Origin of the sequence: Pontivivens nitratireducens, from assembly GCF_014235845.1 — a bacterium.
In the GTDB taxonomy this organism is placed as follows: domain Bacteria; phylum Pseudomonadota; class Alphaproteobacteria; order Rhodobacterales; family Rhodobacteraceae; genus Pontivivens; species Pontivivens nitratireducens.
Genome location: NZ_JACJUQ010000013.1, coordinates 21,719 through 47,695, shown reverse-complemented (window position 1 = coordinate 47,695; position 25,977 = coordinate 21,719). Strand labels below are relative to the sequence as shown.

The window sequence follows — 25,977 nt, the reverse complement described above, 5'->3', positions numbered from 1 at the left end:
AGTTGCTTACTCTAATAAACTGCCGATTTCCCATGTAGATCATATGTTTGAAGGGCTATCGAAATGTTGCAAAGCAGCAATTTTGGCCCCAAAATCATCCCTGCAGGCGGTACGCGCCCTGCGCCCGGCCCTGCCCCGTAGATATTTCACCTCAATGGAGCCGCGATGTTCAGCCCCAGACAACTCGTGCTCGTCACCGGTATGCCCCGGTCGGGAACAACCGTGATCGGGGAACGTTTGTCGCAGGGTCCCACCGTGGCGGAGTTGTATGAACCGATGAGCCGCAAGGTCGGTGATATCGGTATACACAACCAGTTCGAAACCGTCGGCGCGGGCGGGATGTCGCCTGAACAGGCGCAGGCCTTTGTCGCACGGCTGCGGCGCGGGCAACTTTGGGGGCGCTGGCCGGGCCTGCGCTCGGGTCGCAATCCACTGCTGAACCGGACCCGCCGCACGATGCTGGCTGCGGCCTTCAAACCGGGACTGACCCATCTGATCTGGAAAGACCCCTTTGCCGTATTGTGGGCCGACTGGCTGACGCGCAATACGGACATATCTGTAATCTTTACCCTGCGCGCGCCGCTTTCCGTGGTGGCAAGCTTTTCGCGCATGGGCTGGCATTTCGATCCGGCCGATCTGGCGCGGCGCATGGCGCAAAGCGGTCTGTTGACTGCGGATCTGCCGCAGCGGGGCGAGGGGATCTCCCCGAATGCTCATGATGCCATGCTGATCTGGTATCTGGTCCATCTGAACCTGCGGGCGTGGATGGATGCGGACAGTCCCATCACCGTGGTGGATATCGAGGATAATCTGGAACATGGCGTGGCCGTGGGTGAACGGTTGCAGGCCGCCACCGGCCTGCCGGTCGCCGCCGCCGCCGCATTGAGCACCGCCCCGACATCCGGCGAGGCCCTGCCGCAAAAGGCACATGTCAAGGAACGCTCGGCCCAGAGCATCACCACCTACTGGAAGCAAACACTGTCCCCGCAGGAAATCGAAGCCTGCGAGGCGCTGAACGGTGCGCTGTTCGAGGAATTGCGCGCGCGGGTTTCGCTGGCGGGCTAAAGGCCCCAGCGCTTGCAGCGGATCCACAGGATCGCGCGCATCACCATCCAGCGCGGACCGGGGCGGGTAAAATGCTTGTCGATGAACACGCGCAGGCTGTCAGCCTTGAACCGCGCGACGACGGGCGATGGCTTGCTGTTCGTGCCCCAGCCCAGTTCGTGAATGACCGGCGTCACGTCGAGTTGCTCGATCTGCCAGCCCTTGGAACGGGCCATCAGACACATGTCCTCATCCTCGCCATAGAGGAAGATATCGGGATCGAACCCCCCCTTCAATGCAACGCGAACCTCCTCGCGCAAGAGCAGGGCCGCGCCGCAGACCCAATCGGGATTTTCGACGATTTTCGACGACTGCTCTGGCGCATGGCTGGCCAGATAGCTGCGCGCAACAGGCACCCGGCGCAGAACCGCACGCAGCGGCCCCAGGCGCGGATGGCTGGCGATTGCACCGGCCAGCTTTCCGACGCCCAGCTCCTGCAGGGTCCATTTCAGCGGCGCGCTGCGCCCATAGGCAGCCGTTTGCGGGCTGAGGTCGGGATAGACCAGCGGCAATCCCGCAATACCGGTCCGGGGCTTGGCCTCCATGTGATCCAGGGCCGCATCCAGCACGTTTTCCTGCAAATAGGCGTCGGCATTGTGCAGATAGTAATAGCGGGCCGGTGCGCGCTGCATTCCCAGATTGTTGCCTCGGCCAAACCCCAGATTGCCCCCACTCTCGATCAGGGTGACCTGCGGATAGCTCTCACGCACAATCGACACCGTATCGTCCGAGGACGCATTGTCGACCACCACGATCCGTGCCTCGTACCGCGTGACAGGGTGGGCCAGCAGACTGTCGAGGCATTTGGCGATGAACCGCGCGGAATTATAGGTGACGATGATGATCGAAAGATCGGTCACTTGGTCGCTCCGGTTGCGAGCCTGCGTCTTTGGGGCTGTGTCTGATGCCGGGCTTCGGGGGCAACCCGGCGATAGCGCGCGCACAGGGCGAGCAGCCATGCGAGCAGGATGAAATGCAGCGGATGCAGGGTGAAAATCGACAGAATCCCCATGAAGCCCAGACTGCCGCCAAATGCGATAAACACTCCGATGAACTGCCCCAATTCCCCCCTTTGGCGGATCGCTCTACGTGTCGGCCCATGCAGAATGCACCTCATGCCAGACAGCAGAACCACCAGGTTGAACATCAAGAACAGGATCACCGCAGGCAGGCCGGATCCCAGCAGGATGCTGAGGAACCAGTTATCGATGGTGTTCAGGTTCGCCTCCCACAGTATCAACGATCCGCTGGCATAGGTCACGGCATCCGCAATCGCCTGCGTTCCACCCGGCCCCTGACCAAAACCGAACCACGGCGCGTTTCCAGCCGCAATCAGCCCGTTCACGATCTGCGCAACACGCGTGTAGGACGAGAACAGCTCGTTCCCCGTGATCCGCTCAGCCAGCGCTGCCACGAACACGGCCGCGACGGGCACCAGAATCCACAGGAACACACCCAAATTGACCTGACGCCCGGAAATCCCGACCCGCAGTCCCCAGAACAGCAGATAGATCAGGATTTGCGCTGTCAGGATCAGCAGGGTCGCCCGCGATCCGGTGGCAATGCCGATCCCGATCAACAGCACCGCCACCAGAAAGGCACGGCGCAAAGGCAATTGCGCTCGGTCCATGAACAGCACGATGGGCAGCAGGAAAACGACATACTGTCCCAGTGTCAGCGGATGTTCGAAGGCCCCCTTGGATCGCAACATGCCCCCCCGTTCGATACTGGCATTGAGGATCGCATCCCCCGCACTGGCGGAGGCAAAGGGCGTAAACGGGTTGGACTGGGTTGCCAGTTCGATCGCCACCACTGCCGCCATCCAGAACACGCTGAATGTCAAAATCCTGAGCACCGGCTGTATGGTGCCGTTTTGAAAGTAGAGCCAGAAAAACAAAATGAATACAAAGGCATTGCTGGCCACCTCGTTGATGACCAGATATTGCGAGACCGTATATGGCGACATGAACGCCGCCAGCGCGCGCCACAGGAAAAAACCGATAAAGCTCAACAGAAAGACCGGACTGGTCCGCCATAGTTGGGAGATAGCAGGGCGGATCACCTTGCCATAGACGCCCGTCAGCACCGCCGCCGCCATCAATGCCAGCGTCAAACGCTCAACATTCAGCTGCACATTCGCCGCAAGCTCCGGCCCGATATAGAAGGGGATGCAAAGCAGCGCGAACAGGTAAAGCCGGGGAAGATACATCCGCTCTAGCCCTTCGAAGCCTTGCGGCGCAGAACAATCAACCGGCGCAATGTCGCGACCAGAATACGGGCCCGCGCCTTAAGAGACAGATCCCTTTGATATCCTGCGAGCGCTGCGCTGTTATACTCAGGCACGGCGTGGCCCATCAGGCGATAGGCAAAGATACGGATGCGCAACTGGCGACGACGGTTGATCTGACCGGGCTGCATCTGGTCGATCTCGCGTATATCCAGCGGTTCGGTCGCTATTGCGCCGTCGGTGCGGGCCGCATTCAGCAATTCCTGCCCCAGCGGTGTGCGTGCGATGATCAGGCTGCGGCCGTCTGCCTCGGTAAAGGTCGGATAGCCGTCATCATCCCCGTACCACGCATCCGCGGCGACGATATCGGCCTGCTCGCCAATGCCATCGGGGCAGATCTTGCACAGGGAATGGACGTGACGGCGCAGGATCTTGCCCCAGCTTTCGTTATAGGTGCAGGTCCTGGCATCGCCATCGGCCAGATCGGCGCGGGTATCGCCCGGCCAGCCATTGCCGCGATGGCGAAACCGGGTGACCTGCGCAGGATCGTCCACCCCCAGATCGCGCAGCAATTCGCGGTTGCCCGTATCGCTGGGTGTGCCCGCACAAAAGAAGGAGAGCAAGACCTCGACCCGCGCGCCTACCGGATCACCTGCTGCGATAGCACGGCGCAAGGTGGCAACATCACAGGGCCGGCCGATAACGGCCACACGCCCGGTATCGCCCTCTGCGCGTAAATCCGACAATGCGACCAGGGGCGCCGCCGGGCAATATTTCGAGCCCGCGCCGTCCAGAATGACCGTTGCCTCTGACGTGGCACCTGACCGGGTGCCAATGGCATAGGCCGGATCATAGGTCGTGACCAACACACGCTCCACACGGCCCGAGGCGATCAGCCAGCGCGCCAATCCGGTCAGCGCCCCACCCGAGGAGCCGAGCTGGCGCACCTGCGCATCGGTGGAATATCCGGTGGCGACCTCATGATGACGGCCCCACATGTAATCATCGGTGGCCCCGGCCGGGCCTTGCCCCGCTACCACAACCTCGCGTCCGTTGCGCCCGGGACAGGCCGCCGCGACCAGCGCATCATCGGCCGGCGATTGGTGCATCGTGGCATCCGGTTCCAAGAACCCCTGCGCCGAAAGCGCCATCCCGATTCCAGAAAGGCTGGCACAATAACCGCACCCGATACACAGGTCGTTCTCCACGACCCCGGACGCTGTCGTTCCGGTCCCGCTCATACGAGGTCCTCCGCGATGTTCATGGGATGCGTTTCGCACTCAGCCATCATGGAACGCCTTTGCATCATTCGTTTTCAGGGTCATTGCCAGAACGATGAGATAGCCGGACAAAATACTGAGAGCCGAAAGGACCATGGCAGAGAGCATACCTTCAATCGCAAAATTATTGGCGAGAACGGGAGCGTATAAGATGAAGGCCACCACCCCAACCATATTGACGATCATGCGTTTCCTCTGCTGCCCTAGCGACGTAACCATGAGTCCTAGCGCGGCTGAGATGTATCTCACGCACATAAGCACACCAAACAACCACATATCGCCGCGCACCGGATCGTATTCCGCGGTGTAGATCAGGCTGATCATCCACGGCCCCAGCAGGCTAAGCCCTGCGAGGGCTGCGAACCCGACAAGCGATTGCATCGCGAAAAACCGTATGGCCAGGCTACGCCAGCGTTTCTGCTCATGTGTGATACGACTCAACCGAGGCAACATGACACTGTTGAACGGCTGGGAGAGAACGCCCGCCCCCTGCGCGACCTTCTGCCCCGCCTGATACAGACCCACTGCGGCAGGGTTGGTCACGATGGACAGGATCGCGATGTCCAGAAAACCGAAGCTGCGCTGGGTAAAGACATCCAGCGCATAGGACAGATTGCACCGGATCTCGGTGGTGATGGCGCGCATGTTCCATGCCTCGGGCCTGTGTTCGAAATGATGCCGCCACAATCGCACGGTCAGCGCAGTATAGATTGTACCGATGATCACGAAGATCAGTGCAAATCCCGCCGGTGGTGCCTGCATTTGCGTCAGGATCAGTGCGGCAATCACACCCGCACCATTGGCGCACAGCAAGTGCAGGGAATCGCGCAAGTGCAAATCAACGCTTTTGAGCATGGTGCCAAACAGGTTTCCGACGGACAGGCTGGCCACACCCAGCCAGATCGCCAACAGCAGGCCCAGCTGCATCTGTGCAATCCATCCAACCAGCAAAAGTAACGGCGTCAGCACGACAAACAGCATGATCTTGGTCTGCACTATCCGGCCCGGAAGGCCGCCATGCGCGGTCATCAGACCGCCCGTATCGCGCAGCAGCCGCGTCACATATCCGAAGTCGAAGGCGATCCCGAAAAGTGAGGCGGTCGCATAAGCCAGCGCGAACAGACCAAAATCAGCGGGCCCCAGACTGCGCGCCACAAGAATAAAGATAAAGATAGTGCCCAGCACACTGGCAATGATTCCAGCGCCGCTTTGAATCAAGCGTAGCAGAACCAGCCGTGCGGAACTTTCCTTCATTGCCGAAACCTCAAGAAAAGTCGCTGCGCAGGGTCTGTAATTTTAAAAAATCCTTACCGGAAGCTATGGCGCGCTGCAACAAGAACGCCTGCGGGAAAGCCTTCTGCTGCGGATTTCACCCGATATTAACCTTTCAAACGTCATTATCGGCCTGCCGCAAGTGATAGGCGGCAGCTTCATTTTGATCCGGTTCATATTTGAAAACATAGGAATTTTTACATGTCCAATGCACATTCCGGTCGCGCGGCCGCGACCAGCGGTTCCGCAACCGACCTTATGCCGATTGTTCCCGATGATCAGGCCGACCTGCCCACGACAGCAACCGCGCTTTATGTCGAAGTGGGCGGCGATGTGGCCTTTGTCTCGCTTCGCGGCGCAACACGCACCGTTGCCGTCGCGGACATGACGATCCTGCCCGTTCAGGTTCGCCGTGTCCTGGCCAGCGGCACGACCGCCGGTGGGCTGCACGCCTTCACAATCGGGGCGGCCTGATGCTGACGGTTCGCCTTGGGGTCAGCAACCGCGCGATGACGGGCCTGCATCCCATACGGATTGCGGGAATCGGCGGCCTGGGCGCACGGGCAGGCTTCACCCGTGCGGGCAGCGCCACCGCCTTTGACGCGCAGGGGCAGATCGCAACCTATCCGCCGAACATACAGCGCCCCGCCCATGCACCGCACGGGGGCGCGCGGCTGGGCACGGTGATTGAGGGGGAGGCGACCAATCTGGTGCCCTATTCCGCAGCAACCTCTGCTACGTGGGAAAATTTCGGTGCCAGTTCACAGGATCTGTCCGTGAACGCGCTGGGGCTGTTTCCGGGTGTTCGGGTCATCTCGCACGGGTCGGTGTCCCACCGCCTCAACAGCGCGGAAATCTCCATGACAGGCGGTCAAGCCTATGCATTGCGCCTGTTCCTGCAGGCGGGCAGTTCGCCCTCGGCCAGATTGATTGTACGGGCGGGCAGTTCGACCTTCTCAATGGTCAACGGCGCCCCGGGGGAATTCGCGACTGTCAGCGACGGAGCGGGAGAGATCAGCGTATTGGCCCAGACGGTGCTGCCGGATTCCACGATCATGTGCGATGTCGTCTTCATCCCTGCGGCGAGCGATCTTTACACGATCGGGATCGGTCCAAATAGCGGGGTCGAGGGAGAGGACGTGATCCTGCTGGCCCTGCAATGCGAGGCGGGGACCGCCCCGACCAGCTACATCCCGACGACCGATCAGCCTGTCACGCGCATGGCCGATCGGATCGCGATATCCGGGGTCTCGGGGGTGTTTGACGTCTATTTGCGCGATGGCGACGGGCTGGAAACAGTTCTGGACGCCATTGAGATCGGCGATGGGTACCGCCCCGATATTGCCGGTTCAGTTCTGGCGGGAATGCTTTTGATCCGGGCCTGACAGCGTTTCGCTCCACCGCGCCCTGAATAACGGCGCGGTGGAGTTCTCTTCGCATCTGCGTTGTGATGGAATTCTGTTCGCAGTTGCGTTATGATATCAGGAGAGTACCCTTCCCCCCTTACCTTTGCGAAGAGAGATACCCTTTAGATGATTAATTTTCGCTGCTTTCCTGCGTTGGCCCTCATCACATCTGTTGCCGCATGTGATGTCGCCACACCGTTGCCATTCGAATCCTCGCTCACGCGGTGGGAAGCCCAGACTTTTCTACGCGAATCGCCCAACAGCTCGCGTCAGAAATATGGTCTGCGCCAGCTTCAAAAGATGGTTGAGAAGGGGGATGAGCGCGCGATGCTGATCATCGCAGGCGCATATCGCCGGGGCACAGGGGTCGAGGCTGATCCGGTCGAGGCCGTCCGTTATTACGAGATGGCATCCGAACTGGGCAATGTAACGGCCAAGCGAATTTTGACCCGCTATTACCTTGATGACAGCCTGTCGCTCTATAATCCTGCCCGCGCGGCGGAATTGTACAGCGAGCTTGAATCCCTGCCCGAGAGCGAGGACGACCTGCGTACATTTGCCGAGCTTTCCAATGATCCCGAGGGCGCGCTCTATGACCCCGTGCAGGCGGCGGAACTTTATGCAGAGCTGAACGCAAATGGCGATGAGAATGCGTGGTTGCCGCTTTCCCTGCTCTATCTCGATGAGGAGAGCCCGGTTTACGATCCGCAGGCAGGGCTGGCCGTGCTGGTCGAGCAAACCCAGATGGGCAATGGCGACGCCTACGTCAATCTGGGCCGCGAAAGCCTGCGCGGCAATGTGGTCGAACGGGATCTCAATCAGGCAAACGCCTATTTCCAGCAAGGTGCCGCAGCGGGCAGTGTGCGCGCTGAATTGCAGCTTGCTATCTCGCAGATTACCGGCCGGGGCATGGTCGCGGATCGCGATGCAGGGATTGAAAATCTGTACCGCATCGCCCGCGAGACGGATAACGCCGGCGCATTGCTGCTGTTGATCCAGTATGGCGCGCCTGAATATTACGTCGCCTGGATGCAGGAAAAACTGGCCTCCAAGGGCGCCTATAACGGGCCATTCTCAGGCAATATGGATGATGCGACAGCCGTTGCTGTCACGCAATGGTGTGGCAACAACAACGTCACGCTCGATTGCACGACGGTCAATGCTGACCGCGACACCGTGGTCGCGCTGATCCGCAGCTTCCGCTGATAATCGCCGGGCGCGATCGTCAGGTCGCGCCCTTGGTACGAGGCTTCGAGATACGGGGCAGTTGCGCCAGATAGCGTCCGTATTGCGTTTTACGGAACAGTTCGGCCCGCCCGGCCAGCGTCGCATTGTCGATCCAGCCGTTTTGCCATGCGATCTCGTCCGGGTTGCCGACCTGCAACCCCTGTCGTTCCTGCAAGGTGCGTACGAAATTGCCCGCATCCAGCAGGCTTTCATGGGTGCCGGTATCCAGCCATGCGAACCCCCGGCCCATCCGTTCTACCGTCAGCGCACCATCATCCAGATACATTTCCAGCAATGTGGTGATTTCCAGTTCACCCCGCTCGGACGGGGTCACGGCGCGCGCGCGGGCAGGCGCGGTGCCATCCACGAAATACAGCCCTGTCACGGCATAGTTCGAGGGCGGGTCGCTGGGCTTTTCCACGATGCGCGTTACCACACCATCCGCATCGAAACCGACCACGCCATAGCGGCCCGGATCGGCCACGTGATAGCCGAATACCGTCGCGCCGCTTTCGGCCTGATCCGCGTGATCCAGCATTTCGGGCAGGCCGTGGCCAAAGAACACGTTGTCCCCCAGCACCAGCGCCGAAGGTGCGCCATCCAGAAAGTCTTCTGCAAGAATGAACGCCTGGGCCAACCCGTCGGGGGATGGCTGCTCGATCCAGGTCAGTTCCAGTCCCCACTGGCTGCCGTCGCCCAGCAAGTCGCGGAACTGGCCCTGATCACGTGGGGTCGTGATGATCGCAATCTCGCGGATGCCAGCCAGCATCAGGACGCTCAGCGGATAATAGATCATCGGCTTGTCGTAGAGCGGCAAGAGCTGTTTGGACACGCTCAGCGTGATCGGATGCAGCCGCGTACCGGAGCCGCCTGCCAGAATGATGCCCTTGCGTCGGGTCATGTGCTCTCCAGTTCTGCGATTACGTCGCGCAGGCTGTTACGCCAGTCAGGTCGGTGGATGCCAAAGGATGCCCTCAGAGAGGAGCAATCCATACGTGAATTGAAGGGCCGCGCCGCCGGGGTGGGATAATCGGCGCTGGGAATATCTTCGACCGTGGTGCCGGTGCCCAGTTGCGAGAAGATCTCGCGGGCGAAATCTGACCATGACGTCTCGGGAAAGCCTGAGAAGTGATAGGTGCCGGTCTGCTCGGGCGTGCTGTTGAGGACCTGCGCCATGCGCACGGCCGCCGCCGCGATATCCGCCGCCGCTGTCGGTCCGCCGATCTGATCGGCCACGACGCGCAGCTGGTCGTGAGTGCCGGACAGCCGTCGCATCGTCTTTACGAAATTCGCGCCATGGGCCGAGAAAACCCACGATGTCCGCAGGATTGCATGAACGCCACCAGCCGCGCGAACGCCCTGCTCTCCGGCCAGTTTGCTCGCCCCGTATACGCCCAAAGGTCCGGTTTCATCATCTGGCTTCCACGGGGCCTCACCCCCGCCGTCAAAGACGTAATCGGTGGAGATGTGGACAAGGGGTACACCCTGCGCCGCCGCCGCGCGCGCCATTTCAGCGGGGGCGGCACCGTTGACGGCATGGGCCAGGTCGCTCTCGCTCTCCGCCTTATCCACGGCGGTATAGGCGGCGGCGTTGATGATCACATCCGACGGATGCGCGGCAATTGCGGCCTCGCACATGCCGGGCACACCCAGATCCGCCTGATCGCGCCCCAGGAACACCGCATCGGGCAGCAAGCGTGCCAGTTCTCGTGCGACCTGTCCGGTCTTTCCGAAGATCAGTGCCTTCATGCCACGCCCAACCGTTTGCCGACGCCGTCGCGTTCCAGCAAGGGGCGCCACCAGCCCTCGTTGGCCAGATACCATTCGGTGGTCTTGCGCAGGCCTTCCTCGACCGTAACCGAGGGGCGCCATTCCAGCTCTGTACGGATGCGGGCGGGATCGATGGCATAGCGCTGATCATGGCCCGGGCGATCGGCGACGAAGGTTATCAGTTCCGCATGGGGGTGATTGACCGGGCGGATTTCGTCGAGAATGCTGCAAATGCCCTCTACGATTTGCAGATTGGTGCGCTCGTTCTCACCGCCGATATTATAGCTGCGGCCCAGCTCACCCTTTTGCAATACGGTCAGCAATGCATTGGCGTGGTCCTCGACATACAGCCAGTCGCGCACATTCGAGCCATCGCCGTAAACCGGCAGCGGTTTGCCCGACAAGGCCTTGAGGATCACCAGCGGGATCAGCTTTTCGGGGAAGTGGAACGGGCCGTAATTGTTCGAGCAGTTACTCAACACCACGGGCAGGCCATAGGTTTCGCCCCATGCGCGCACCAGATGGTCGGATGCGGCCTTGGATGCGGAATAGGGTGAGCGCGGATCGTAGGGCGTTTCCTCGGTGAACTGGCCTGTTTCGCCAAGCGAGCCGAATACCTCATCTGTGGATACATGATGAAACCGGAAATCAGCTGGTTGCCGCCGCCCCTCCCAATAGGCCCGCGCCGCCTGCAACAGGGTATAGGTGCCTGTGATATTGGTCTGGATAAAGGCGCCCGGCCCGTCGATGGACCGGTCCACATGGCTTTCGGCCGCCAAATGCATCACCGCATCAGGCTGGTGCGTGTCGAAAATGCGTGTCAGGGCAGCGGCATCGCAGATATCGGCCTGCTCGAACGCATAATCGGGGCTTTTCGCGGCCTCCGCCACATTGGCCAGACAGGCCGCATAGGTCAGCGCGTCCAGGTTAACGACGCTATGGCCGTCACGAATGGCCTGCCGCACCACGGCGGAGCCGATAAAGCCCGCACCACCTGTAATCAGAATCTTCATGCCCGGCCCCCCCCGGGTATCTGGCCGTCCCACACGAACGGACTGTCGAAATCAGCCATGTCCGGGGCGGCGGCGTCCTTGTCCGAGATATGCGGAGCACCCTCTAGAGGCCAGTCGATGGCCAGCACAGCGCTGTCCCACCGCACTGCACCATCACATTCGGGCGCGTAGTAATCCGTGCATTTGTAGACAATCTCCGTATCGGGTTCGAGCGTGACAAATCCGTGCAGGAACCCCGCCGGAATGAACAACTGACGCCCGTTTTGCGCGCTCAATTCCTCACCCACCCAGCGTCCGTAGGTTGGGGAGCCTTTGCGGATATCCACCGCCACATCGTATAGCCGCCCGCGTCCGCAGCGCACCAGCTTGGCCTGCGCATGAGGGGGCGACTGAAAATGAAGGCCGCGCAACGTGCCGGCACGTTCGGAAACCGAATGGTTGTCCTGCACGAAATCCGCATCGATACCGTGAGATGCGAGCCTGTTGCGATTCCAGCTTTCGGAGAAGAAGCCGCGATGATCCCCAAATCGGTCGGGGGTCAGAATACACAGGCCAGGCAGTTCGGTTTGTCGAAAGTCCACTGAATTTCCATCCGTCAGTTTTCCAGCCGGTAATCGCGACCGGAGAAGAGGCCCGTAATACTGCGCATCTTTTCCCTACACCTGGCAGGATGGTAAATCCCGCTTCTGCTACGATCCGGCGGCTTACGCTGCATTGCAACGGAAATATGCACGGCAAAAGCCGGAATACAATTGAAAGCAGGTATTCCTCTACCTTGCGCTTTCGCTGTGTCCTGTCTGTATGCTTCGGGCTGCGCTTGGCTTTTGTGAGCGGAAAAGACACAAGATGCAGAATATTGGCGAAAGGAACGGTCATGCGTATTGCGATGATAGGAACCGGATATGTCGGCCTCGTGTCAGGCGTCTGTTTTTCCGATTTCGGCCACAGCGTCACCTGTGTTGATCTGAACGCGGACAAGATCGCCCGACTCAGTGCGGGCGAAGTGCCGATCTATGAACCGGGTCTGGATGAGCTGATGGCGCGCAACATGGCGGCCCGGCGATTGGATTTCAGCACCAACCTTGCAGATGCAGTCGCGCAGGCCGATGCGGTGTTCATCGCGGTGGGCACCCCGACCCGCCGTGGCGACGGCCATGCCGACCTCAGCTATGTCGAGGCGGCCGCCCGCGAAATCGCAACAGCCCTGACCGATTATACGGTCGTGGTCACCAAATCGACCGTGCCTGTGGGGACCAATGCGCGGGTTGCCCGGATCCTGTCCGAAACCGCGCCCGAGGCTGATTTCGATGTGGCCTCCAACCCTGAATTCCTGCGCGAAGGTGCCGCGATCGAGGATTTCATGCGCCCTGATCGCGTGGTTGTCGGTGTCGAGAATGACCGCGCCCGCGACGTGATGCAGGCGATCTATCGCCCGCTCAGCCTGCGCGACGCGCCGGTCATGTTCACCGATCTGGCCTCGGCGGAGATGATCAAATACGCCGCCAATGCGTTTCTGGCGACCAAGATTACCTTCATCAACGAAATCGCCTCTTTATGTGAACGGGTCGGTGCCGATGTGAAGCAGGTGTCCAAGGGGATGGGACTGGACGGTCGGATCGGGCCCAAATTCCTGCATGCAGGCCCCGGCTATGGCGGATCGTGCTTTCCCAAGGACACCCGCGCCCTGGCCCGCATCGGTCAGGAGCACGCCGTCCCCCAGCGCATCGTGGAAACCGTGATCGACGTGAACGAGGCGATCAAACGGCGCATGGTGGACAAGATTTTCGACATGCTCGACGGACGAATCGCCGGCAAACGGGTCGCCGTGCTGGGCGTGACGTTCAAGCCTGATACCGATGACATGCGTGAGGCCCCCTCGCTGACCATCGTCCCCGCCCTTGTCGGCGCAGGGGCCGAGGTTCGCGTCACCGATCCGCAGGGCCGGCACGAGGGGGAGCGTCTGCTGCCCGGCGTGACATGGCACGAGGATCCCTATGACGCCGTGCAAGAGGCCGACGCCGTGGTTCTGTTGACCGAATGGAACCAGTTCCGGGCACTGGACCTGACGCGTCTGCGCAAGGCGATGCGCGGCACCGCCATTGCCGATTTGCGCAACATCTATCGCAGTGAGGATCTGACCGCCGCCGGGTTCAAGGCCATCGCCATCGGCCGGGGCCTGACAGACGGAACAAACGCGTGAGCCGCCGCGCATTCATCACCGGCACCGCCGGGTTCATCGGCTTCCACCTTGCCCGCCACCTGCTGGATGCGGGTTGGGTCGTGCACGGCTATGACGGTATGACCGACTACTATGATGTCAGCCTGAAGCGCGACCGCCATGCCCTGCTGGACAGACATCCGAGCTTCACCGCGCATGAGGCCATGCTGGAGGATATGCCCGCGCTGGAAGCCGCAGCAGATGCCGCGCAGCCCGACCTGATCGTACATCTCGCAGCGCAGGCAGGGGTGCGCTACAGCCTCGAAGCGCCACGCGCCTATGTCGAGGCGAATCTGGTTGGCGGCTTCAATGTGCTCGAAATCGCGCGGATGCATGAACCCGCGCATCTGATGATGGCCTCGACCTCCTCGGCCTACGGCGCGAATACCGAAATGCCCTTTGCCGAGGTTCACGCAGCCGATCATCCGCTGACGCTGTATGCCGCGACGAAAAAGGCGAACGAGGCGATGGCGCATTCCTATGCCCATCTGTGGCGGATCCCCACGACGCTGTTCCGGTTCTTTACTGTTTACGGCCCATGGGGCCGGCCCGACATGGCGCTTTATAAATTCGTGACCGCGATGGAGGCGGGCAATCCTGTCGAGTTGTATAACAATGGCGATATGTCCCGTGACTTCACCTATGTCGACGATCTGGTCACGGGAATCGCGGCTCTGATCGACGTGCAGCCTCCACAAGTGGACGCGCGCGGTGCATTCACACTCGATCCGTGCGACAGCCTCAGCCCGGCCGCACCATGGCGTGTGGTTAATATCGGAAATGGCGCTCCCAGCCGCTTGGCTGATTTTGTCGAGGCGATCGAGGCCGCGATGGGACAGAAAGCCGAGCGCCGCCTGATGCCCATGCAAAAGGGCGATGTACCTGCAACCTGGGCCAGTACCGACCTGTATCGCGCCTTGACCGGTGCCCCCCTGCCCCGCACCGACCTGCGCACGGGCGTGGCCGCCTTTGTAGACTGGTATCGGGAGCGTCGCGGCTGATTGGGAACACGCCCGGGAAAGTTCAAATGCAGTGTGGATCGCACGAAAAAGGGGGCCGAAGCCCCCTTTGGATATCTCAACAATGCTGGCAGTCGCTTATGTGGGGCTGCCTTCATCCTCATCATCGTCGTCGTCATTGTCGCTGGAAGGCGTAGTATTTGAAGTGTTCGTGTTTCCTGCAGTCGTGGTCGTAGTCGTGGTTGTAGTAACCCCGACTGTGGCCGCCGCGATCGCTGCAGAGACAGCTCCCGAAGTGCGGCCCTGTACCGCAGCAACAGTCTGAACGCGCTGAGCCTGTGCCGGGGAGAGTTTGGCGGCCTGTGCAACCTGTGCAACCTCTGCATCGGACATCCCGCTGGAAATAGCCGCGACCATCGCCTGCTCGTGCAGGGGGCTATTTGGAGGAATGGTTGCGAGGATAGCGGCACATGCGCCGGAATCCGAACCGCATGCTGCAGCGATCTGATCAGCGATCTGTACGTCGAAGGCGCGTCCGTCATCCTGAGCGGAAGCTGGCACAGACGCGAGCACGAGCGCGAGGGCTGCAAGTGCAGCGCGGAGAGTGAGGGTCATGATAGCCTCCAGATAAAAATAAACGCCTTGATACACGAGATTATACATGAGTTTACGTCGCACTGCATCAAAAATACAACCTGTATCTCATGCGCAGCGACGTCCTGACCCAAAAACGTGTATTTTTACGTCGCGCCGAAACTAACGAATTGATAACAACGTAACTTCCCCTGGTTTTTGAGATGGGGTAGCTATGCCCTTGGGGGTATGTGCAACAATGAAGTCTATTTATCCAGCTTTAGCGGGGGTTTTCCTCGCTATAGCCTCGATGCCGGTTCTAATGAGTGAACTGCGTGCCGTGGTTGGCGCGGGGCATTCACAAGCCACACGCATGCAGGCGATGGAATCAGGGAGACCGCAAGTCGGGTTCTCGACGGATTCCCAAAAACGTGTCCTTGATTTGTGTGTCGATACGATCAGCAATCCCGCGATTCTGCAGGTGGATGCAGCGCAGCGCGAGGCGATTCGCGTGCATTGCGAAACGCAGGTCGATCGCGCGCTGGCCCATGCCCCCAGTGACAGTTTTGTATGGTGGGCCAAGGCGGCCCTGCAGATGGAACGGGGCAATATACCCGAAGTTTTCGCCGCGCTTGAGCGTTCGCGCCAGACTGCCCCCTATGAGTTATGGATCGCATTGCGCCGAGCACGGCTGGATGAGCGCATCGAAGTTCTGCAAACCGACCCGGAACAGGCGCGGGGCCAGAATGCCGATCTTCTGATTCTTGCGCAAAGCCGTCGTGGTGTCGGCCGCCTGGCAGACCGGTATTGGTCTGACGAGGATTTCCGTGAGCGGATCGTAGACCTCATCGAGACCTTGCCGCCCAGACAGCAAAGAAGATTCCTGGGAAATGTCAGAGCAATCGGACAGGATCTGCAGGGATGAGTACACAGTCCACCTCAACAGCCGGATCCCGCTCGCGCGAGAAAAGCAGCGCCCAAACCATTCTGATGGTCGCGATTCTGATCGCCCTCGCCCTGTCGCCCCTGCCATTGGGATCGAACCGCCCCGTGTTCTGGGCCCTCGGCGCCCTGGTCGCGGGACTGGGCGGAGCCCTCTATTTCGGTGCCTTCGCCCTGCGCGGCGAACGCACCCGTATATCGGCACGCTGGTTGAAGCCCGCCATTGCCCTGGGCGGGCTATATCTAGGCTGGATTGTGGTGCAGGTGCTGCCACTGGGCCTGATACTGGGCGGGTTTGAAACCCTGCTGCCCTCGGGGCTGGTCGTCGAGACCAATACGTTGAGCCTGACCCCTGGCGCCACGACCCTGGCAGCCCTGCGGGTTGCGGGTTACGGCATGGTATTCATGCTGGTGTTGCAGATCGCGGGAAACCGGGATCGCGCGAAATATGTTGCGCAGGCGCTGGTGTTTATCGTGGCCGGTTGGGCGCTCTATGGATTGCTGGCGCTGCTTCAGTTCGGCGATACGATCCTGTTGTTTGAGAAATGGGCCTATCTGGGATCCGCGACCGGCCCCTTCGTAAACCGCAATTCGTTCGCGACCTTTCTCGCCATGGGTCTGATCACGGGGTTGGGGCTGGCCGCAGATCGCGCAACACGTCGCGGCGGAGTGCGAAGCGACAGCGTCACCACGCGGCTGACCAATGCGGGAACAATGCATGTCTATCTGCTGATCCTGACCTGCCTGGTCCTATTGGCGACGATGCTGCAGACCAATTCGCGGATGGGGGTTTTTGCCGGGCTGATCGGCGCGGGCCTGACCCTGACCCTGATTCTGGCGCGTCGCCTGGGATTGGGCCGCGGAACGATCCTGCTGGTGCCGCTGGTTCTGTTGGCTGTAGGTGGCGGGGCTGCATGGCTATATGGCGGCGTTCTGTTCGATCGTCTGGGCACAGTTGAGGAAAACGCGGATGTCCGTCTGGCTGTCTATCGGCAGGTTCTGGACATGATTTCGCAGCGTCCGCTGACCGGTTGGGGGGCGGATAGTTTCGAAGTGGTCTACCGGGCCTTTCGCGCGCCCCCTGTCTCGTCGGAATTCAGTTGGGCGCGTGCGCATTCCACCTATCTGGCGCATTGGTCGGAAACCGGCGTTCTGTTCGGTTCGATCCCGCTTCTGCTGGTAGGAGGCGCCTTTGTTGCCTGCCTCGGCGCGGCCCTGCGGCGCGAAAGCGATATCGTGCTGCCTGCCATCGGCGCAGGAGTGATTGCGACCGGCGCCATACACTCTCTGGTTGATTTCAGCCTAGAAATGCAGGCAAATGTCTGGCTATTTCTCGCATTGGTTGCACTGGCCCTAGGCGGGAACCGGACTGGTGCGCAGATCACACGCAGTGAAGCAGCCCGCAAAACAGACCCTCAAGCGTCAGAGGAGAAACATGTGCGCAAACGGAGACGGCGCAGATCATGAATCCACTTTCGCACCTGTTCGGACGTCCTTCCAGACAGTTACAAACATATGCCCCCGTGCAAATCCTCGACGAAGGGCCGCTATATGCCGTGGGCGACATTCACGGTCATCTGGCTCACTATGACCGGCTGGAGGCAGCCATTCTGGCCGATGCACACGCCAGGGGCGAGGACCGCGTCCGCATCGTGACGCTGGGCGATTATGTTGATCGCGGCCCCGACAGTGCCGGCGTGCTTGATCGGTTGAGCGCCCCGCCCCCGCCGGGGGTCGAGCGTCACAGCCTCAAGGGAAATCACGAGGTCATGTTCGAGCAGTTTCTGCAGGCACCCGATCTGAACGCCCCGTGGCTGGACATGGGCGGGCGCGAAACGCTGGCTTCATACGGGTTGTATACCGATCAAATGCAGACTGTACCGCGCCACGCTGCGCAAATGGTGCAGTCCGTGGTCCCCCAGGAGCATATGGACTTCATGGCGGGGCTGCCGCTGGCTTTCTCTACGCGGACGCATTTCCTGTGCCATGCCGGCGTCGATCCGATGCGCCCGCTGGATGAGCAGGACGAACACACGCTGTTGTGGATCCGCAATTCCTTCCTGAACCACGAGGTCCCGCCCGACTGTGTGCTCGACCGTGTAATTGTGCACGGACATACTCCCTGCAAGCAGCCTGAACTGTTGGAATGGCGCATCAATGTGGATACAGGCGTATATTCCGGCGGGCCACTTACCGCAGTGCGGCTAGATGGCATTGACCTACCTTGTGTCATACAGACAGATTAAGACTGGTTGCTACCTAGCTGCTTTGCTAGTCAACCTCCGGTTAGCATACCGAATTGAAGTCATTTGAGGGTTTCGGCAATCCATATGGAACAAAACAGCATCGACATTCGCGGTTTGCTAGGCGTGCTGCGTCGTCAACTGAGGGTCATCTTTTACACTGTTGTGCTGATACTCGGCCTGACGACATTATGGCTGTTTTCATTAACGCCACTCTACACGGCCTCGACCCTGATCTTGATTGACCCGTCTTCTGCGAACCTGCTCGACACGGCCGAGCGACAGACATCTGCCTCCGCGGACAATGCGCGCGTCTCCTCCGAGGTTGAGATCATGCGGTCCGAGGCGATTGCACTGGCAGTGGTACAGAACGCTGATTTGGTATCCTCGCCGGAATTCGGCGTGCAACTCAGCCTGCGCGACCGGGTTGAGGCGATCCTCGGCTTCGAGGAAACCACCGACGTCTCCCCCGACAAGCTTCTCAAGGGGGTGGTGAACAGATTCAGCAATGCAATCAGCGTCAGCCGCCGGGGCCTGACCTATCTGGTTGAGCTGCGCGTCACATCGCAAAACCCGCAAACGGCGGCGGAACTGGCGAATATCACTGCGCAAACCTATATCGACCAGCAAATCCAGGCCAAGATCGGCGGCGCACTGGCCGCGCGGGATATCATTCAGGCCCGCATCGCACAGGCCGATGCGGAGCTTGTCGATTCCGAACGCGCCTTTGACGATTTCATCGACCTCAACTTCACGCGCATCGAGCAGGAAACCGGTCGCAGCGACCTGACCGCCCTGCGCGAGGCATTGGAGGAGATCCGGTCCACCTCCACACAAAGCCGCGTTGTCGCAAACGAGGTCAGCCGCAATATCCAGCTTGGCAACTGGGCCGAGATTGCCGCCTCCCTGCAGGACGATACACTGATGGCGTTGCAACAGCAGCGTGACGCGTTGAGCGCGGATATCGCCGACGCCGCCGCGGATGAGGCGATCAACCTGCGTTCCGAGCTGGAGGCGCTGGAGGCACGGCTAGCAGATGAGGCCGGCGCCGCCTTGAGCGATTTGCGCGCGGAACTGGCGGATATGGAGGCCGAGGCCTCGAATTTCCAATCCGAACTGCGCTCCTCCGTGCTCAGCGCCGACCTGCCCCCCGAATTGCTGACCCAGATCTTCTCGATCCAGCAGCGCGCGACATTGGCGCGCAACCAGTATCAGACGCTGCTCAGCCGTCTGCGCGACTTTGAAACGCAGGCCGATCTGCAAATCGCGGATGCGCGGGTTGTGTCCCCGGCCTTTGCGCCGTCCAGACCTTCGTTCCCGGACAAGAAGCTGACACTGGCGCTCGCGCTGATGGTGTCGCTGGGTGTGGGTGTCGGTCTTGGCTTCCTGCGTGAATTCTATGTCGGTGGCTTCGTGTCGGACACGCAGGCATCGGATGTGCTGAACCTGCCGGTCTCCGCCACTGTGCCCCGCATCGACGAAAGCGGGCAAACCCCGGTGGACCAGGTGGTCAAGGCGCCCCTCTCCTTCTACGCAGAGGCAATGCGCCGCCTGCGGGCCTCCATCGATCAGACGTTGTTGCGCAATGGCGGCAACAGTGAGGATGTGACCGTGATCATGGTTGCCTCCACCGTTCCGGCCGAAGGCAAGACGACAACCTCGCTCAGCCTGGCGCGGACCTATGCGATTTCGGGCAAGCGGACGCTGTTGATCGATTGCGATCTGCGCAAACCCACGATCAGCAAGACACTGGGCCTGTCAGGAAAAACCGGCCTGCTCGATTATCTGATCGCCCCTGCGGATGAGCCAGTCGCGCTGGCCGACATCATGGCGCTGGATCCGCTGACCGATCTGGAAGTCATCCCGTCCATGGGCCGCTCGAACCGGCCCACCGACCAGTTGCTGACGTCCAAGCTCTTCACCGAGTTGATGAAGGCGGTCCGCGATCATTACGAGGTGATCATACTGGATACACCGCCCATGCTGCCGGTGGTGGACGGGCGCTATCTGGCGCATCACGCGGATGCCATCGCGCTGGTCATCAAATGGGCTGAAACACGACAACAGGATGTGCGCCAGACCATGAACCTGCTGAACGAGACCAAGAACGAGGACGTGCCCGTCTTTGGCGTTCTGAACCAGCAGAACGCGCGGAACCGCAAATACTACTATCAGGGCTACTACACCTATGGCGGGGGCTACGCGCAGGAATAAGCCGGCAGGGCCGGCGAAACCCGCTACTCCTTGTAAAGAGCGCCTTTCTGGTGCCACGCAAAGGCGGAGCCGATCATCCTATCCAGCGTTGATCGCTCCGCCCGCCAGCCCAGCACTTCCTGCGCGAGAGACGATCCCGACACCAGCGCGACGGCGTCCCCTGCGCGACGCTGTCCCTCGATCACGGGCACATCCATACCCGTGACACGCGCGACAGCACCGATCACATCGCGCACCGAAAACCCCTGCCCCGTGCCAAGGTTGAACGCGGTTTCCCCCCTGCCCCGCGCCAGGTGGTCCAGGCCGAGGATATGCGCCGCCACCAAATCCTCCACATGCACATAGTCGCGAATGCAGGTGCCGTCAGGCGTCGGGTAATCCGTGCCGAACAGGGTCAACGCCCCGCGCCGGCCCGTTGCCGCCTGCAATGCCAACGGGATCAGATGGGTTTCTGGGTCATGCGCCTCGCCGATCTCACCATCCGCATCGGCGCCTGCCACGTTGAAATAACGAAAGGACACATGGGCGATGTCATGGGCGCGGCTATAATCGGCCAGCATCGCCTCCACCGCCATCTTGGACGCTCCATAGGCGTTGAGCGGCGCAAAGCCTGTCTGCTCATCCAGCACCACACCATCGCGATCGCCATATGTTGCGCAGGTCGAGGAGAACACGATCTGCCGGCACCCTGCCCTGACCATCGCGTCCAGCAGATTTATCGAGCCACCGACATTGTTGCGCCAGTACAGCCCCGGCGCGTCGGTTGCCTCACCCACATTGCTCAACGCGGCGAAATGCATCACCGCGTCCGGCTGCCAGCGTGCAAAGACCGCATCCAGCCGCGCGGCATCTGACAGGTCCCCCTGCTCGAACGGCCCGAATTTCACCGCCTGCTGCCATCCGGTCACCAGGCTGTCATAGGTGACGGGAAGGTGCCCCGCGGCGGCCAGCGCCTTGCAGGCATGACTGCCGATATATCCCGCTCCGCCTGTAACCAAAATGGTCAGCACCACGATCTCCTTCGCCAATCCGCCACGGGCAGAGCAGTGCAAATCAACAGTTTCATCGAAGAACGCCCCATTTTCCCGCCACCACGCGCAAGCACCCCCCGCCGCCGAGGGCGGCGATACATAAGAGAGAAATCCATTGAGAAGCAAGGAATCGAAACGAACGGATATTCACCCCCCTCTTATGAAATTGATACACTCGTCGTATAGGTTAAAGTGAAGCCACCGTACCCGACCGCAAGTAAACTTCACTCGATCATTCACATGCTCCGGCCGCATGCTATCGTCTTCATTGCCTCGATTACCATCGGATCAGCAGACCTCATTCCAAAGCTCCCACAGCAGGACGACCAACATGACCAACGCCATCATCCCTCTGATTCTCGCCGGTGGCTCCGGTACACGTCTGTGGCCCCTGTCGCGCAAGAGCTACCCCAAGCAGTTCGCACCGCTGATCGGCGAGGGCAGCCTGTTCCAGCAAAGCCTCGCACGGCTGTGCCCGCCCGAATTTGGCGCACCACTGGTCGTTACGGGGGACGATTTCCGCTTCATCGTGACCGAGCAGATGCAGACCGCAGGCGTGAACCCCGGCGCCGTTCTGATTGAGCCGGAGGGCCGCAACACCGCCCCCGCCGTGTTGGCGGCCGCCATGCATCTGAGCGAGACAGAGCCTGACGCATTGATCCTGGTGGCCCCGTCGGACCACGTTATCCCCGACGATGCCGCCTTTCGCGGGGCCGTCGAACAGGGGCGCGCCGCGGCCGAGGCGGGGCAGATCGTCACCTTCGGCATTCGCCCGACTGCCCCCGAAACCGGGTATGGCTGGCTGGAACTGGCCCCTGATGCCGGCGCCGGGGCGCAACCGCTCGTCCGCTTTGTCGAAAAACCGCAGGCCGATGCCGCGCAGCAGATGCTGGATGCCGGGAATTATCTATGGAACGCGGGGCTGTTCCTGTTTTCCGCGCGCACGATCCTGGCCGCCTTCAGGGCGCATGCCCCCGCCTTGATCGACCCTGTCGGGAATGCCGTTGCGAATGCGAAACCCGATCTGGGCTTTCTGCGGCTGGACCCTGGCGCATGGGCGGGCGCACAGGACATCTCGATCGATTATGCCGTGATGGAAAGAGCCGACAACCTGACCGTCGTTCCGTATGAAGGGCGCTGGTCCGATCTGGGCAGCTGGAAGGCCGTCGCCACCGAAATGGGGCCGGACGCGGACGGAAATGCGCTCAGCGGTCCTTCCACCGCAATCAACTGCACCAACACCTTGTTGCGGGCGGAGGACGCGGCGCAGCAGGTCGTGGGCCTGAACCTCGATAACATCGCCGTCGTGGCGATGCGAGACGCGGTGCTGGTCGCCGATATGGACAGCGCGCAGGAGGTGAAAAAAGCCGTCGATGCGTTGAAATCCAAGGGCGCATCCCAGGCGACCACCTTCCCGCGCTGTCACCGGCCATGGGGCTGGTACGAAACGCTCAGCCTTGGTTCACGCTTTCAGGTCAAGCGAATCATGGTGCATCCGGGGGCCGCGCTCAGCCTGCAAAGCCATGTCCACCGCTCCGAACACTGGACCGTGGTTGAGGGCGCCGCAATGGTCACCGTCGGTGAGGAGCGTAAACTGATGGGCGAGAACCAGTCGGTCTATATCCCGCTGGGTGCCGTTCACCGGCTGGAAAACCCCGGCAAGGTTGATCTGCACCTGATCGAGGTGCAATCCGGCCCCTATCTGGGGGAGGACGACATCATCCGCTACGAAGATGTCTACGCCCGCACATAGGTCTGCAAGGCTCCGCTGGCGGGAATGCAGACACCCGCTGTCGGATCGCTCCTGATGTTACTAAAATATTTACCTTCCCGATGCATCAATCGGAATGTGATTTCAGATCCAGACATGTCGCGATTATTACTTTCTCGGGCAGCAATAATCGCGCCGGAGGGCGCCATGGGAATATACGGATGTAATCCACACCGGAATGTCCGGTCGGGGGGGTGGCGCGCAAACGACGCGCCGACAGCAACCACAGGGCAGCTTCACCAACCGGCCTGGCATGGGCTGAAACGCCCCGTGTCCTATGACTGAAAAGGCCCGCGGAGCATTGCGCAAGCTGTATGAATCTACACTGGGTGTCTGGAAAACCGGGCGCAGCTCGGTTACCCGTACGGGATATAAACCAATTGCCCGCCCGCATATACCTGCCGCCCCCACTGGGCACGGGACGATTCTGTTTCAATTTCGCCCGCCAAACAGGGTTTTGCCCGCGTCCGGTATCGAAGCACCCGAAAGACGCCGCTTCCTTTCGCTAAATATGCTCCCATTGGACATAATCGGGGCTTCAAATATACAGCACCCCGCGCTGACGGATGGGATGAACAAGAAATCAATGAAAATACTGCACGTCTGCGAAACAGCGATCGGCGGTGTTTCCACCTACCTACAGAACTTCGACAGTCATACGCCCGACCGCGTGAGCAACGTCTTCCTATTTCCAATGGGGCACGCACAGGGTCTGCCCGAAAGTATGTCCTACTCCACCTTTTCATCTGAAAAGCGTAGCCTGAAATCCATCTGCAACATGCTTGCCCTGTCCCGCCGCATGTTGCGCGAAACCAAGCCTGATATCGTCTTTTTCCACTCCACCTTTTCCCTGGCCGCGCTGGCATTCCTGCGCCTGACGGGATGGCGCGGCAAGGCGGTTTATGTCGCGCATAGCTGGGCGATATCGCGCTACGAGAACAAGGAGGAGTTCAAGGCGCGATGCGTCCGGTTGATCGAGGGGAACCTCTGCGGACTGGCGGATCTTGTGTTGAATATCGGGCGCTCCGACGAACGTCTGGCCAGAACGCTTGGCTATAAGGGCATCCACAAAACGCTCGAAAACGCGGTGATCCCGGCGGAACGGCTGGCTCAGGCGGTGGACAGACCCAGCATCGATCCGACCAAACTGAATCTCTTGTTCGTCGGCCGCTTTGATCGGCAAAAGGGTCTCGATATCCTGCTGAACGCCTTCCGACGGGCGACCGAGCTGCGTTCGGACCTTGCCCTGCATGTCGTGGGCGCGAAGGTCCGCAACGATGGCGGGGATATCAGTATTCCCGACGGCGTTTCGCTGTCCGGATGGGCCGAAAAGAGCAGCATGGATTCCTGGTACTCTAATGCCGATGCGCTGATCGTCCCCTCCCGATGGGAGGGTTTACCGCTGGTTATCCCTGAGGCTCAGCGGAACGGAACCCCCGTTATTTGCTCGCGGCGCAGCGCGATGGAGGAGCTGATCGAGGATCAGGTTTCGGGCTATAGCTTCGAATTGACGGAGGATGACCTGTTCGAACTACTGGTCTCCCTCCGGAAAAGCTCTCTGCAAAAAATGCGCAGCGACGCGCTGAAATCATATGAACGCGATTTCACGATCGAGGTTTGGCGCGAAAAACTCGCCGTCATACTTGATGAGATCATCGATGGATGACCCCCCAAGCCCGGAACAGATAAAATGGATGCCGAACCTCTTTATCGCAGGTGTGCCCAAGGCAGGCACCAGTTCCGTGCATCAATGGATTGCGGATCATCCCGATGCCACCGGATCGCGTGAAAAGGAGACCTATTTCTTCGTCGATGCCGACACACATATGTACCGGCCCAAGGCGCATATCAGCCAAGGATATGAAAGCTGGCGGGATCAGTTCGAAGAATCGAGGCACGGAAACTTCAATGTAATAGTCGAATCCACACCAAGCTATATTTACAGCAAAACGGCGCACTCGAATATTCCGAAGCTTTCGCACGATCCGAAATGCCTGTTCATAGTTCGGGAACCCTCCGAACAAATTTACTCTCTGTACAATTACTTCCGCAATAACTGGAGCTGGATTCCAGTTTCCATGGATTTTTCGGAATTTGTAGACGCCGCGCGGAGCAAAACTTGCCGATTCAACGGAAATGAGCTGGCCCAAAATGCGCTGGAGAACGCGGAATATGCCCGCCATTTGCTGAAATGGAGACAGCAACTGGGCGAAAATCGCATGATGGTGCGGAACTTTGATGACATCAGGCTGGATCAGAAAGGCTTCATCAAGGATGTAGCAAGTTGGATCGGACTGGATCCTGAATTCTACGAAACTTATGATTTTCCACGTGAAAACGAAACCTATGTCCCGACGAACCACCTGTTACAAAGGTTGAACGTGGCTGTGCGCCACCTACTGCCCCGGGGGGCGGCCTATAACCGGCTTCGCGCACTTTATCATGCGGTGAACACCAGCAAGAATATACCAATGCAATCCGAGAGGGACGCTATAGTCCTGGCCAGGCTGCGGGGCGAGTTCGAGGAGGCGAATGCGGAGCTGGCCGCAGAATTCGGAATTCACTTCCAATAAGGTACACTCCGGTATTTCAGCCCTTTATACTCATACGAAAACATATCGAAGGTAACATAGAGTGGGCATTACAAGGAATATAGGCAGCCTTGGTTTTGCAAATGTTGTTTATTTAATTGGTCAGCTTGGGATATTGTCCCTTCTGACAAACCTA

The 25,977-nt window shown here is 60.1% G+C and carries 23 protein-coding genes; 13 read left to right on the top strand and 10 right to left on the bottom strand.

Annotated features, from left to right (window positions below):
* Positions 1-165: 165 nt before the first annotated feature.
* A complete protein-coding gene (locus H1S03_RS13770) occupies positions 166-1,065 on the top strand; it encodes a hypothetical protein (RefSeq protein ID WP_166194888.1) in 900 nt (299 codons plus the stop codon).
* Here H1S03_RS13770 and H1S03_RS13765 read toward each other — a convergent pair.
* The 4 genes from H1S03_RS13765 to H1S03_RS13750 all read right to left on the bottom strand — a co-directional run bounded on the left by H1S03_RS13765 (position 1,062) and on the right by H1S03_RS13750 (position 5,865).
* Entirely contained in the window at positions 1,062-1,964 is a 903-nt protein-coding gene (locus tag H1S03_RS13765; RefSeq protein WP_166194891.1) for a glycosyltransferase family 2 protein, read from the bottom strand. The two genes, H1S03_RS13770 and H1S03_RS13765, sit on opposite strands and share 4 nt — an antisense overlap.
* Positions 1,961-3,313 (bottom strand): O-antigen ligase family protein, encoded by a 1,353-nt coding sequence (locus tag H1S03_RS13760; protein ID WP_185804939.1) that lies wholly within the window; start codon positions 3,311-3,313, stop codon positions 1,961-1,963. Before H1S03_RS13760 ends, H1S03_RS13765 begins: the two co-directional genes overlap by 4 nt.
* Positions 3,314-3,318: 5 nt before the next feature.
* Entirely contained in the window at positions 3,319-4,440 is a 1,122-nt protein-coding gene (locus H1S03_RS13755; RefSeq protein ID WP_166194896.1) for a Coenzyme F420 hydrogenase/dehydrogenase, beta subunit C-terminal domain, read from the bottom strand.
* Positions 4,441-4,611: 171 nt separating this feature from the next.
* Complete coding sequence (locus H1S03_RS13750; RefSeq protein WP_166194898.1) at positions 4,612-5,865, bottom strand: lipopolysaccharide biosynthesis protein; 1,254 nt, start codon at positions 5,863-5,865, stop codon at positions 4,612-4,614.
* A 219-nt stretch (positions 5,866-6,084) separates the two neighbouring features.
* Between H1S03_RS13750 and H1S03_RS13745 the strand changes: the two genes are divergently transcribed.
* The 3 genes from H1S03_RS13745 to H1S03_RS13735 all read left to right on the top strand — a co-directional run bounded on the left by H1S03_RS13745 (position 6,085) and on the right by H1S03_RS13735 (position 8,495).
* A complete protein-coding gene (locus H1S03_RS13745; protein ID WP_166194901.1) occupies positions 6,085-6,357 on the top strand; it encodes a spike base protein, RCAP_Rcc01079 family in 273 nt (90 codons plus the stop codon).
* Entirely contained in the window at positions 6,357-7,268 is a 912-nt protein-coding gene (locus H1S03_RS13740; RefSeq protein WP_166194904.1) for a phage head spike fiber domain-containing protein, read from the top strand. The genes H1S03_RS13745 and H1S03_RS13740 overlap by 1 nt, the downstream gene beginning before the upstream one ends.
* Positions 7,269-7,616: 348 nt before the next feature.
* Entirely contained in the window at positions 7,617-8,495 is an 879-nt protein-coding gene (locus H1S03_RS13735) for a tetratricopeptide repeat protein (protein ID WP_166195002.1), read from the top strand.
* Positions 8,496-8,514: 19 nt separating this feature from the next.
* Here H1S03_RS13735 and rfbA read toward each other — a convergent pair whose 3' ends face one another.
* The 4 genes from rfbA to rfbC are packed head-to-tail and all read right to left on the bottom strand — an operon-like array spanning position 8,515 to position 11,880.
* Positions 8,515-9,417 carry a glucose-1-phosphate thymidylyltransferase RfbA gene (gene rfbA / locus H1S03_RS13730; RefSeq protein ID WP_166194907.1) on the bottom strand — a complete coding sequence of 301 codons (903 nt, stop codon included), beginning with the start codon at positions 9,415-9,417 and terminating at the stop codon, positions 8,515-8,517.
* Positions 9,414-10,265, bottom strand: coding sequence for a dTDP-4-dehydrorhamnose reductase (rfbD, locus tag H1S03_RS13725; RefSeq protein WP_166194910.1), 852 nt, complete (start codon positions 10,263-10,265; stop codon positions 9,414-9,416). The genes rfbA and rfbD overlap by 4 nt, the downstream gene beginning before the upstream one ends.
* The gene (gene rfbB, locus H1S03_RS13720; protein ID WP_166194913.1) at positions 10,262-11,299 is read right to left on the bottom strand and encodes a dTDP-glucose 4,6-dehydratase; all 1,038 of its coding nucleotides are present in this window, start codon (positions 11,297-11,299) and stop codon (positions 10,262-10,264) included. The genes rfbD and rfbB overlap by 4 nt, the downstream gene beginning before the upstream one ends.
* Positions 11,296-11,880 (bottom strand): dTDP-4-dehydrorhamnose 3,5-epimerase, encoded by a 585-nt coding sequence (gene rfbC, locus H1S03_RS13715; protein ID WP_166194916.1) that lies wholly within the window; start codon positions 11,878-11,880, stop codon positions 11,296-11,298. Before rfbC ends, rfbB begins: the two co-directional genes overlap by 4 nt.
* Before the next feature lie 293 nt (positions 11,881-12,173).
* Between rfbC and H1S03_RS13710 the strand changes: the two genes are divergently transcribed.
* Together H1S03_RS13710 and H1S03_RS13705 are read left to right on the top strand one after the other, a co-directional pair.
* On the top strand, positions 12,174-13,499 hold the full coding sequence (locus H1S03_RS13710) for a UDP-glucose dehydrogenase family protein (protein WP_166194919.1): 1,326 nt from the start codon (positions 12,174-12,176) through the stop codon (positions 13,497-13,499).
* A complete protein-coding gene (locus tag H1S03_RS13705) occupies positions 13,496-14,518 on the top strand; it encodes an NAD-dependent epimerase/dehydratase family protein (RefSeq protein WP_166194922.1) in 1,023 nt (340 codons plus the stop codon). The genes H1S03_RS13710 and H1S03_RS13705 overlap by 4 nt, the downstream gene beginning before the upstream one ends.
* A 96-nt stretch (positions 14,519-14,614) precedes the next feature.
* On the opposite strand, the gene H1S03_RS13700 is transcribed toward H1S03_RS13705, so the two are convergent.
* On the bottom strand, positions 14,615-15,139 hold the full coding sequence (locus H1S03_RS13700; RefSeq protein ID WP_166194925.1) for a hypothetical protein: 525 nt from the start codon (positions 15,137-15,139) through the stop codon (positions 14,615-14,617).
* 145 nt (positions 15,140-15,284) lie between these two features.
* Between H1S03_RS13700 and H1S03_RS13695 the strand changes: the two genes are divergently transcribed.
* The 4 genes from H1S03_RS13695 (at position 15,285) to H1S03_RS13680 (ending at position 20,448) form a co-directional block, all read left to right on the top strand.
* Entirely contained in the window at positions 15,285-15,974 is a 690-nt protein-coding gene (locus H1S03_RS13695; RefSeq protein WP_166194928.1) for a hypothetical protein, read from the top strand.
* On the top strand, positions 15,971-17,458 hold the full coding sequence (locus H1S03_RS13690) for an O-antigen ligase family protein (RefSeq protein WP_166194933.1): 1,488 nt from the start codon (positions 15,971-15,973) through the stop codon (positions 17,456-17,458). The genes H1S03_RS13695 and H1S03_RS13690 overlap by 4 nt, the downstream gene beginning before the upstream one ends.
* Complete coding sequence (locus tag H1S03_RS13685) at positions 17,455-18,237, top strand: metallophosphoesterase (protein ID WP_166194936.1); 783 nt, start codon at positions 17,455-17,457, stop codon at positions 18,235-18,237. Before H1S03_RS13690 ends, H1S03_RS13685 begins: the two co-directional genes overlap by 4 nt.
* 84 nt (positions 18,238-18,321) lie before the next feature.
* Positions 18,322-20,448, top strand: a complete 2,127-nt coding sequence (locus tag H1S03_RS13680) for a GumC family protein (protein ID WP_166194939.1) — start codon at positions 18,322-18,324, stop codon at positions 20,446-20,448.
* Positions 20,449-20,471: 23 nt separating this feature from the next.
* Here H1S03_RS13680 and galE read toward each other — a convergent pair whose 3' ends face one another.
* The gene (gene galE, locus H1S03_RS13675; protein WP_166194942.1) at positions 20,472-21,458 is read right to left on the bottom strand and encodes a UDP-glucose 4-epimerase GalE; all 987 of its coding nucleotides are present in this window, start codon (positions 21,456-21,458) and stop codon (positions 20,472-20,474) included.
* A 352-nt stretch (positions 21,459-21,810) separates the two neighbouring features.
* On the opposite strand from galE, the gene H1S03_RS13670 reads away from it, so the two are divergent.
* The 3 genes from H1S03_RS13670 (at position 21,811) to H1S03_RS13660 (ending at position 25,823) form a co-directional block, all read left to right on the top strand.
* Positions 21,811-23,232, top strand: a complete 1,422-nt coding sequence (locus tag H1S03_RS13670; protein ID WP_166194945.1) for a mannose-1-phosphate guanylyltransferase/mannose-6-phosphate isomerase — start codon at positions 21,811-21,813, stop codon at positions 23,230-23,232.
* Positions 23,233-23,527: 295 nt separating this feature from the next.
* The gene (locus tag H1S03_RS13665) at positions 23,528-24,916 is read left to right on the top strand and encodes a glycosyltransferase family 4 protein (protein ID WP_185804938.1); all 1,389 of its coding nucleotides are present in this window, start codon (positions 23,528-23,530) and stop codon (positions 24,914-24,916) included.
* Positions 24,909-25,823, top strand: a complete 915-nt coding sequence (locus H1S03_RS13660) for a sulfotransferase domain-containing protein (RefSeq protein WP_166194951.1) — start codon at positions 24,909-24,911, stop codon at positions 25,821-25,823. Before H1S03_RS13665 ends, H1S03_RS13660 begins: the two co-directional genes overlap by 8 nt.
* Positions 25,824-25,977 lie beyond the last annotated feature (154 nt).

Coding starts and splice junctions, on each gene's coding strand:
- H1S03_RS13770 (WP_166194888.1), top strand. CDS start 166: ATGTTCAGCCCCAGACAACTCGTGCTCGTCACCGGTATGCCCCGGTCG.
- H1S03_RS13760 (WP_185804939.1), bottom strand. CDS start 3,313: ATGTATCTTCCCCGGCTTTACCTGTTCGCGCTGCTTTGCATCCCCTTC.
- H1S03_RS13755 (WP_166194896.1), bottom strand. CDS start 4,440: ATGCACCAATCGCCGGCCGATGATGCGCTGGTCGCGGCGGCCTGTCCC.
- H1S03_RS13750 (WP_166194898.1), bottom strand. CDS start 5,865: ATGAAGGAAAGTTCCGCACGGCTGGTTCTGCTACGCTTGATTCAAAGC.
- H1S03_RS13745 (WP_166194901.1), top strand. CDS start 6,085: ATGTCCAATGCACATTCCGGTCGCGCGGCCGCGACCAGCGGTTCCGCA.
- H1S03_RS13740 (WP_166194904.1), top strand. CDS start 6,357: ATGCTGACGGTTCGCCTTGGGGTCAGCAACCGCGCGATGACGGGCCTG.
- H1S03_RS13735 (WP_166195002.1), top strand. CDS start 7,617: ATGCTGATCATCGCAGGCGCATATCGCCGGGGCACAGGGGTCGAGGCT.
- rfbA (WP_166194907.1), bottom strand. CDS start 9,417: ATGACCCGACGCAAGGGCATCATTCTGGCAGGCGGCTCCGGTACGCGG.
- rfbD (WP_166194910.1), bottom strand. CDS start 10,265: ATGAAGGCACTGATCTTCGGAAAGACCGGACAGGTCGCACGAGAACTG.
- rfbB (WP_166194913.1), bottom strand. CDS start 11,299: ATGAAGATTCTGATTACAGGTGGTGCGGGCTTTATCGGCTCCGCCGTG.
- H1S03_RS13710 (WP_166194919.1), top strand. CDS start 12,174: ATGCGTATTGCGATGATAGGAACCGGATATGTCGGCCTCGTGTCAGGC.
- H1S03_RS13700 (WP_166194925.1), bottom strand. CDS start 15,139: ATGTATAATCTCGTGTATCAAGGCGTTTATTTTTATCTGGAGGCTATC.
- H1S03_RS13695 (WP_166194928.1), top strand. CDS start 15,285: ATGCCCTTGGGGGTATGTGCAACAATGAAGTCTATTTATCCAGCTTTA.
- H1S03_RS13690 (WP_166194933.1), top strand. CDS start 15,971: ATGAGTACACAGTCCACCTCAACAGCCGGATCCCGCTCGCGCGAGAAA.
- H1S03_RS13685 (WP_166194936.1), top strand. CDS start 17,455: ATGAATCCACTTTCGCACCTGTTCGGACGTCCTTCCAGACAGTTACAA.
- H1S03_RS13680 (WP_166194939.1), top strand. CDS start 18,322: ATGGAACAAAACAGCATCGACATTCGCGGTTTGCTAGGCGTGCTGCGT.
- H1S03_RS13670 (WP_166194945.1), top strand. CDS start 21,811: ATGACCAACGCCATCATCCCTCTGATTCTCGCCGGTGGCTCCGGTACA.
- H1S03_RS13665 (WP_185804938.1), top strand. CDS start 23,528: ATGACTGAAAAGGCCCGCGGAGCATTGCGCAAGCTGTATGAATCTACA.
- H1S03_RS13660 (WP_166194951.1), top strand. CDS start 24,909: ATGGATGACCCCCCAAGCCCGGAACAGATAAAATGGATGCCGAACCTC.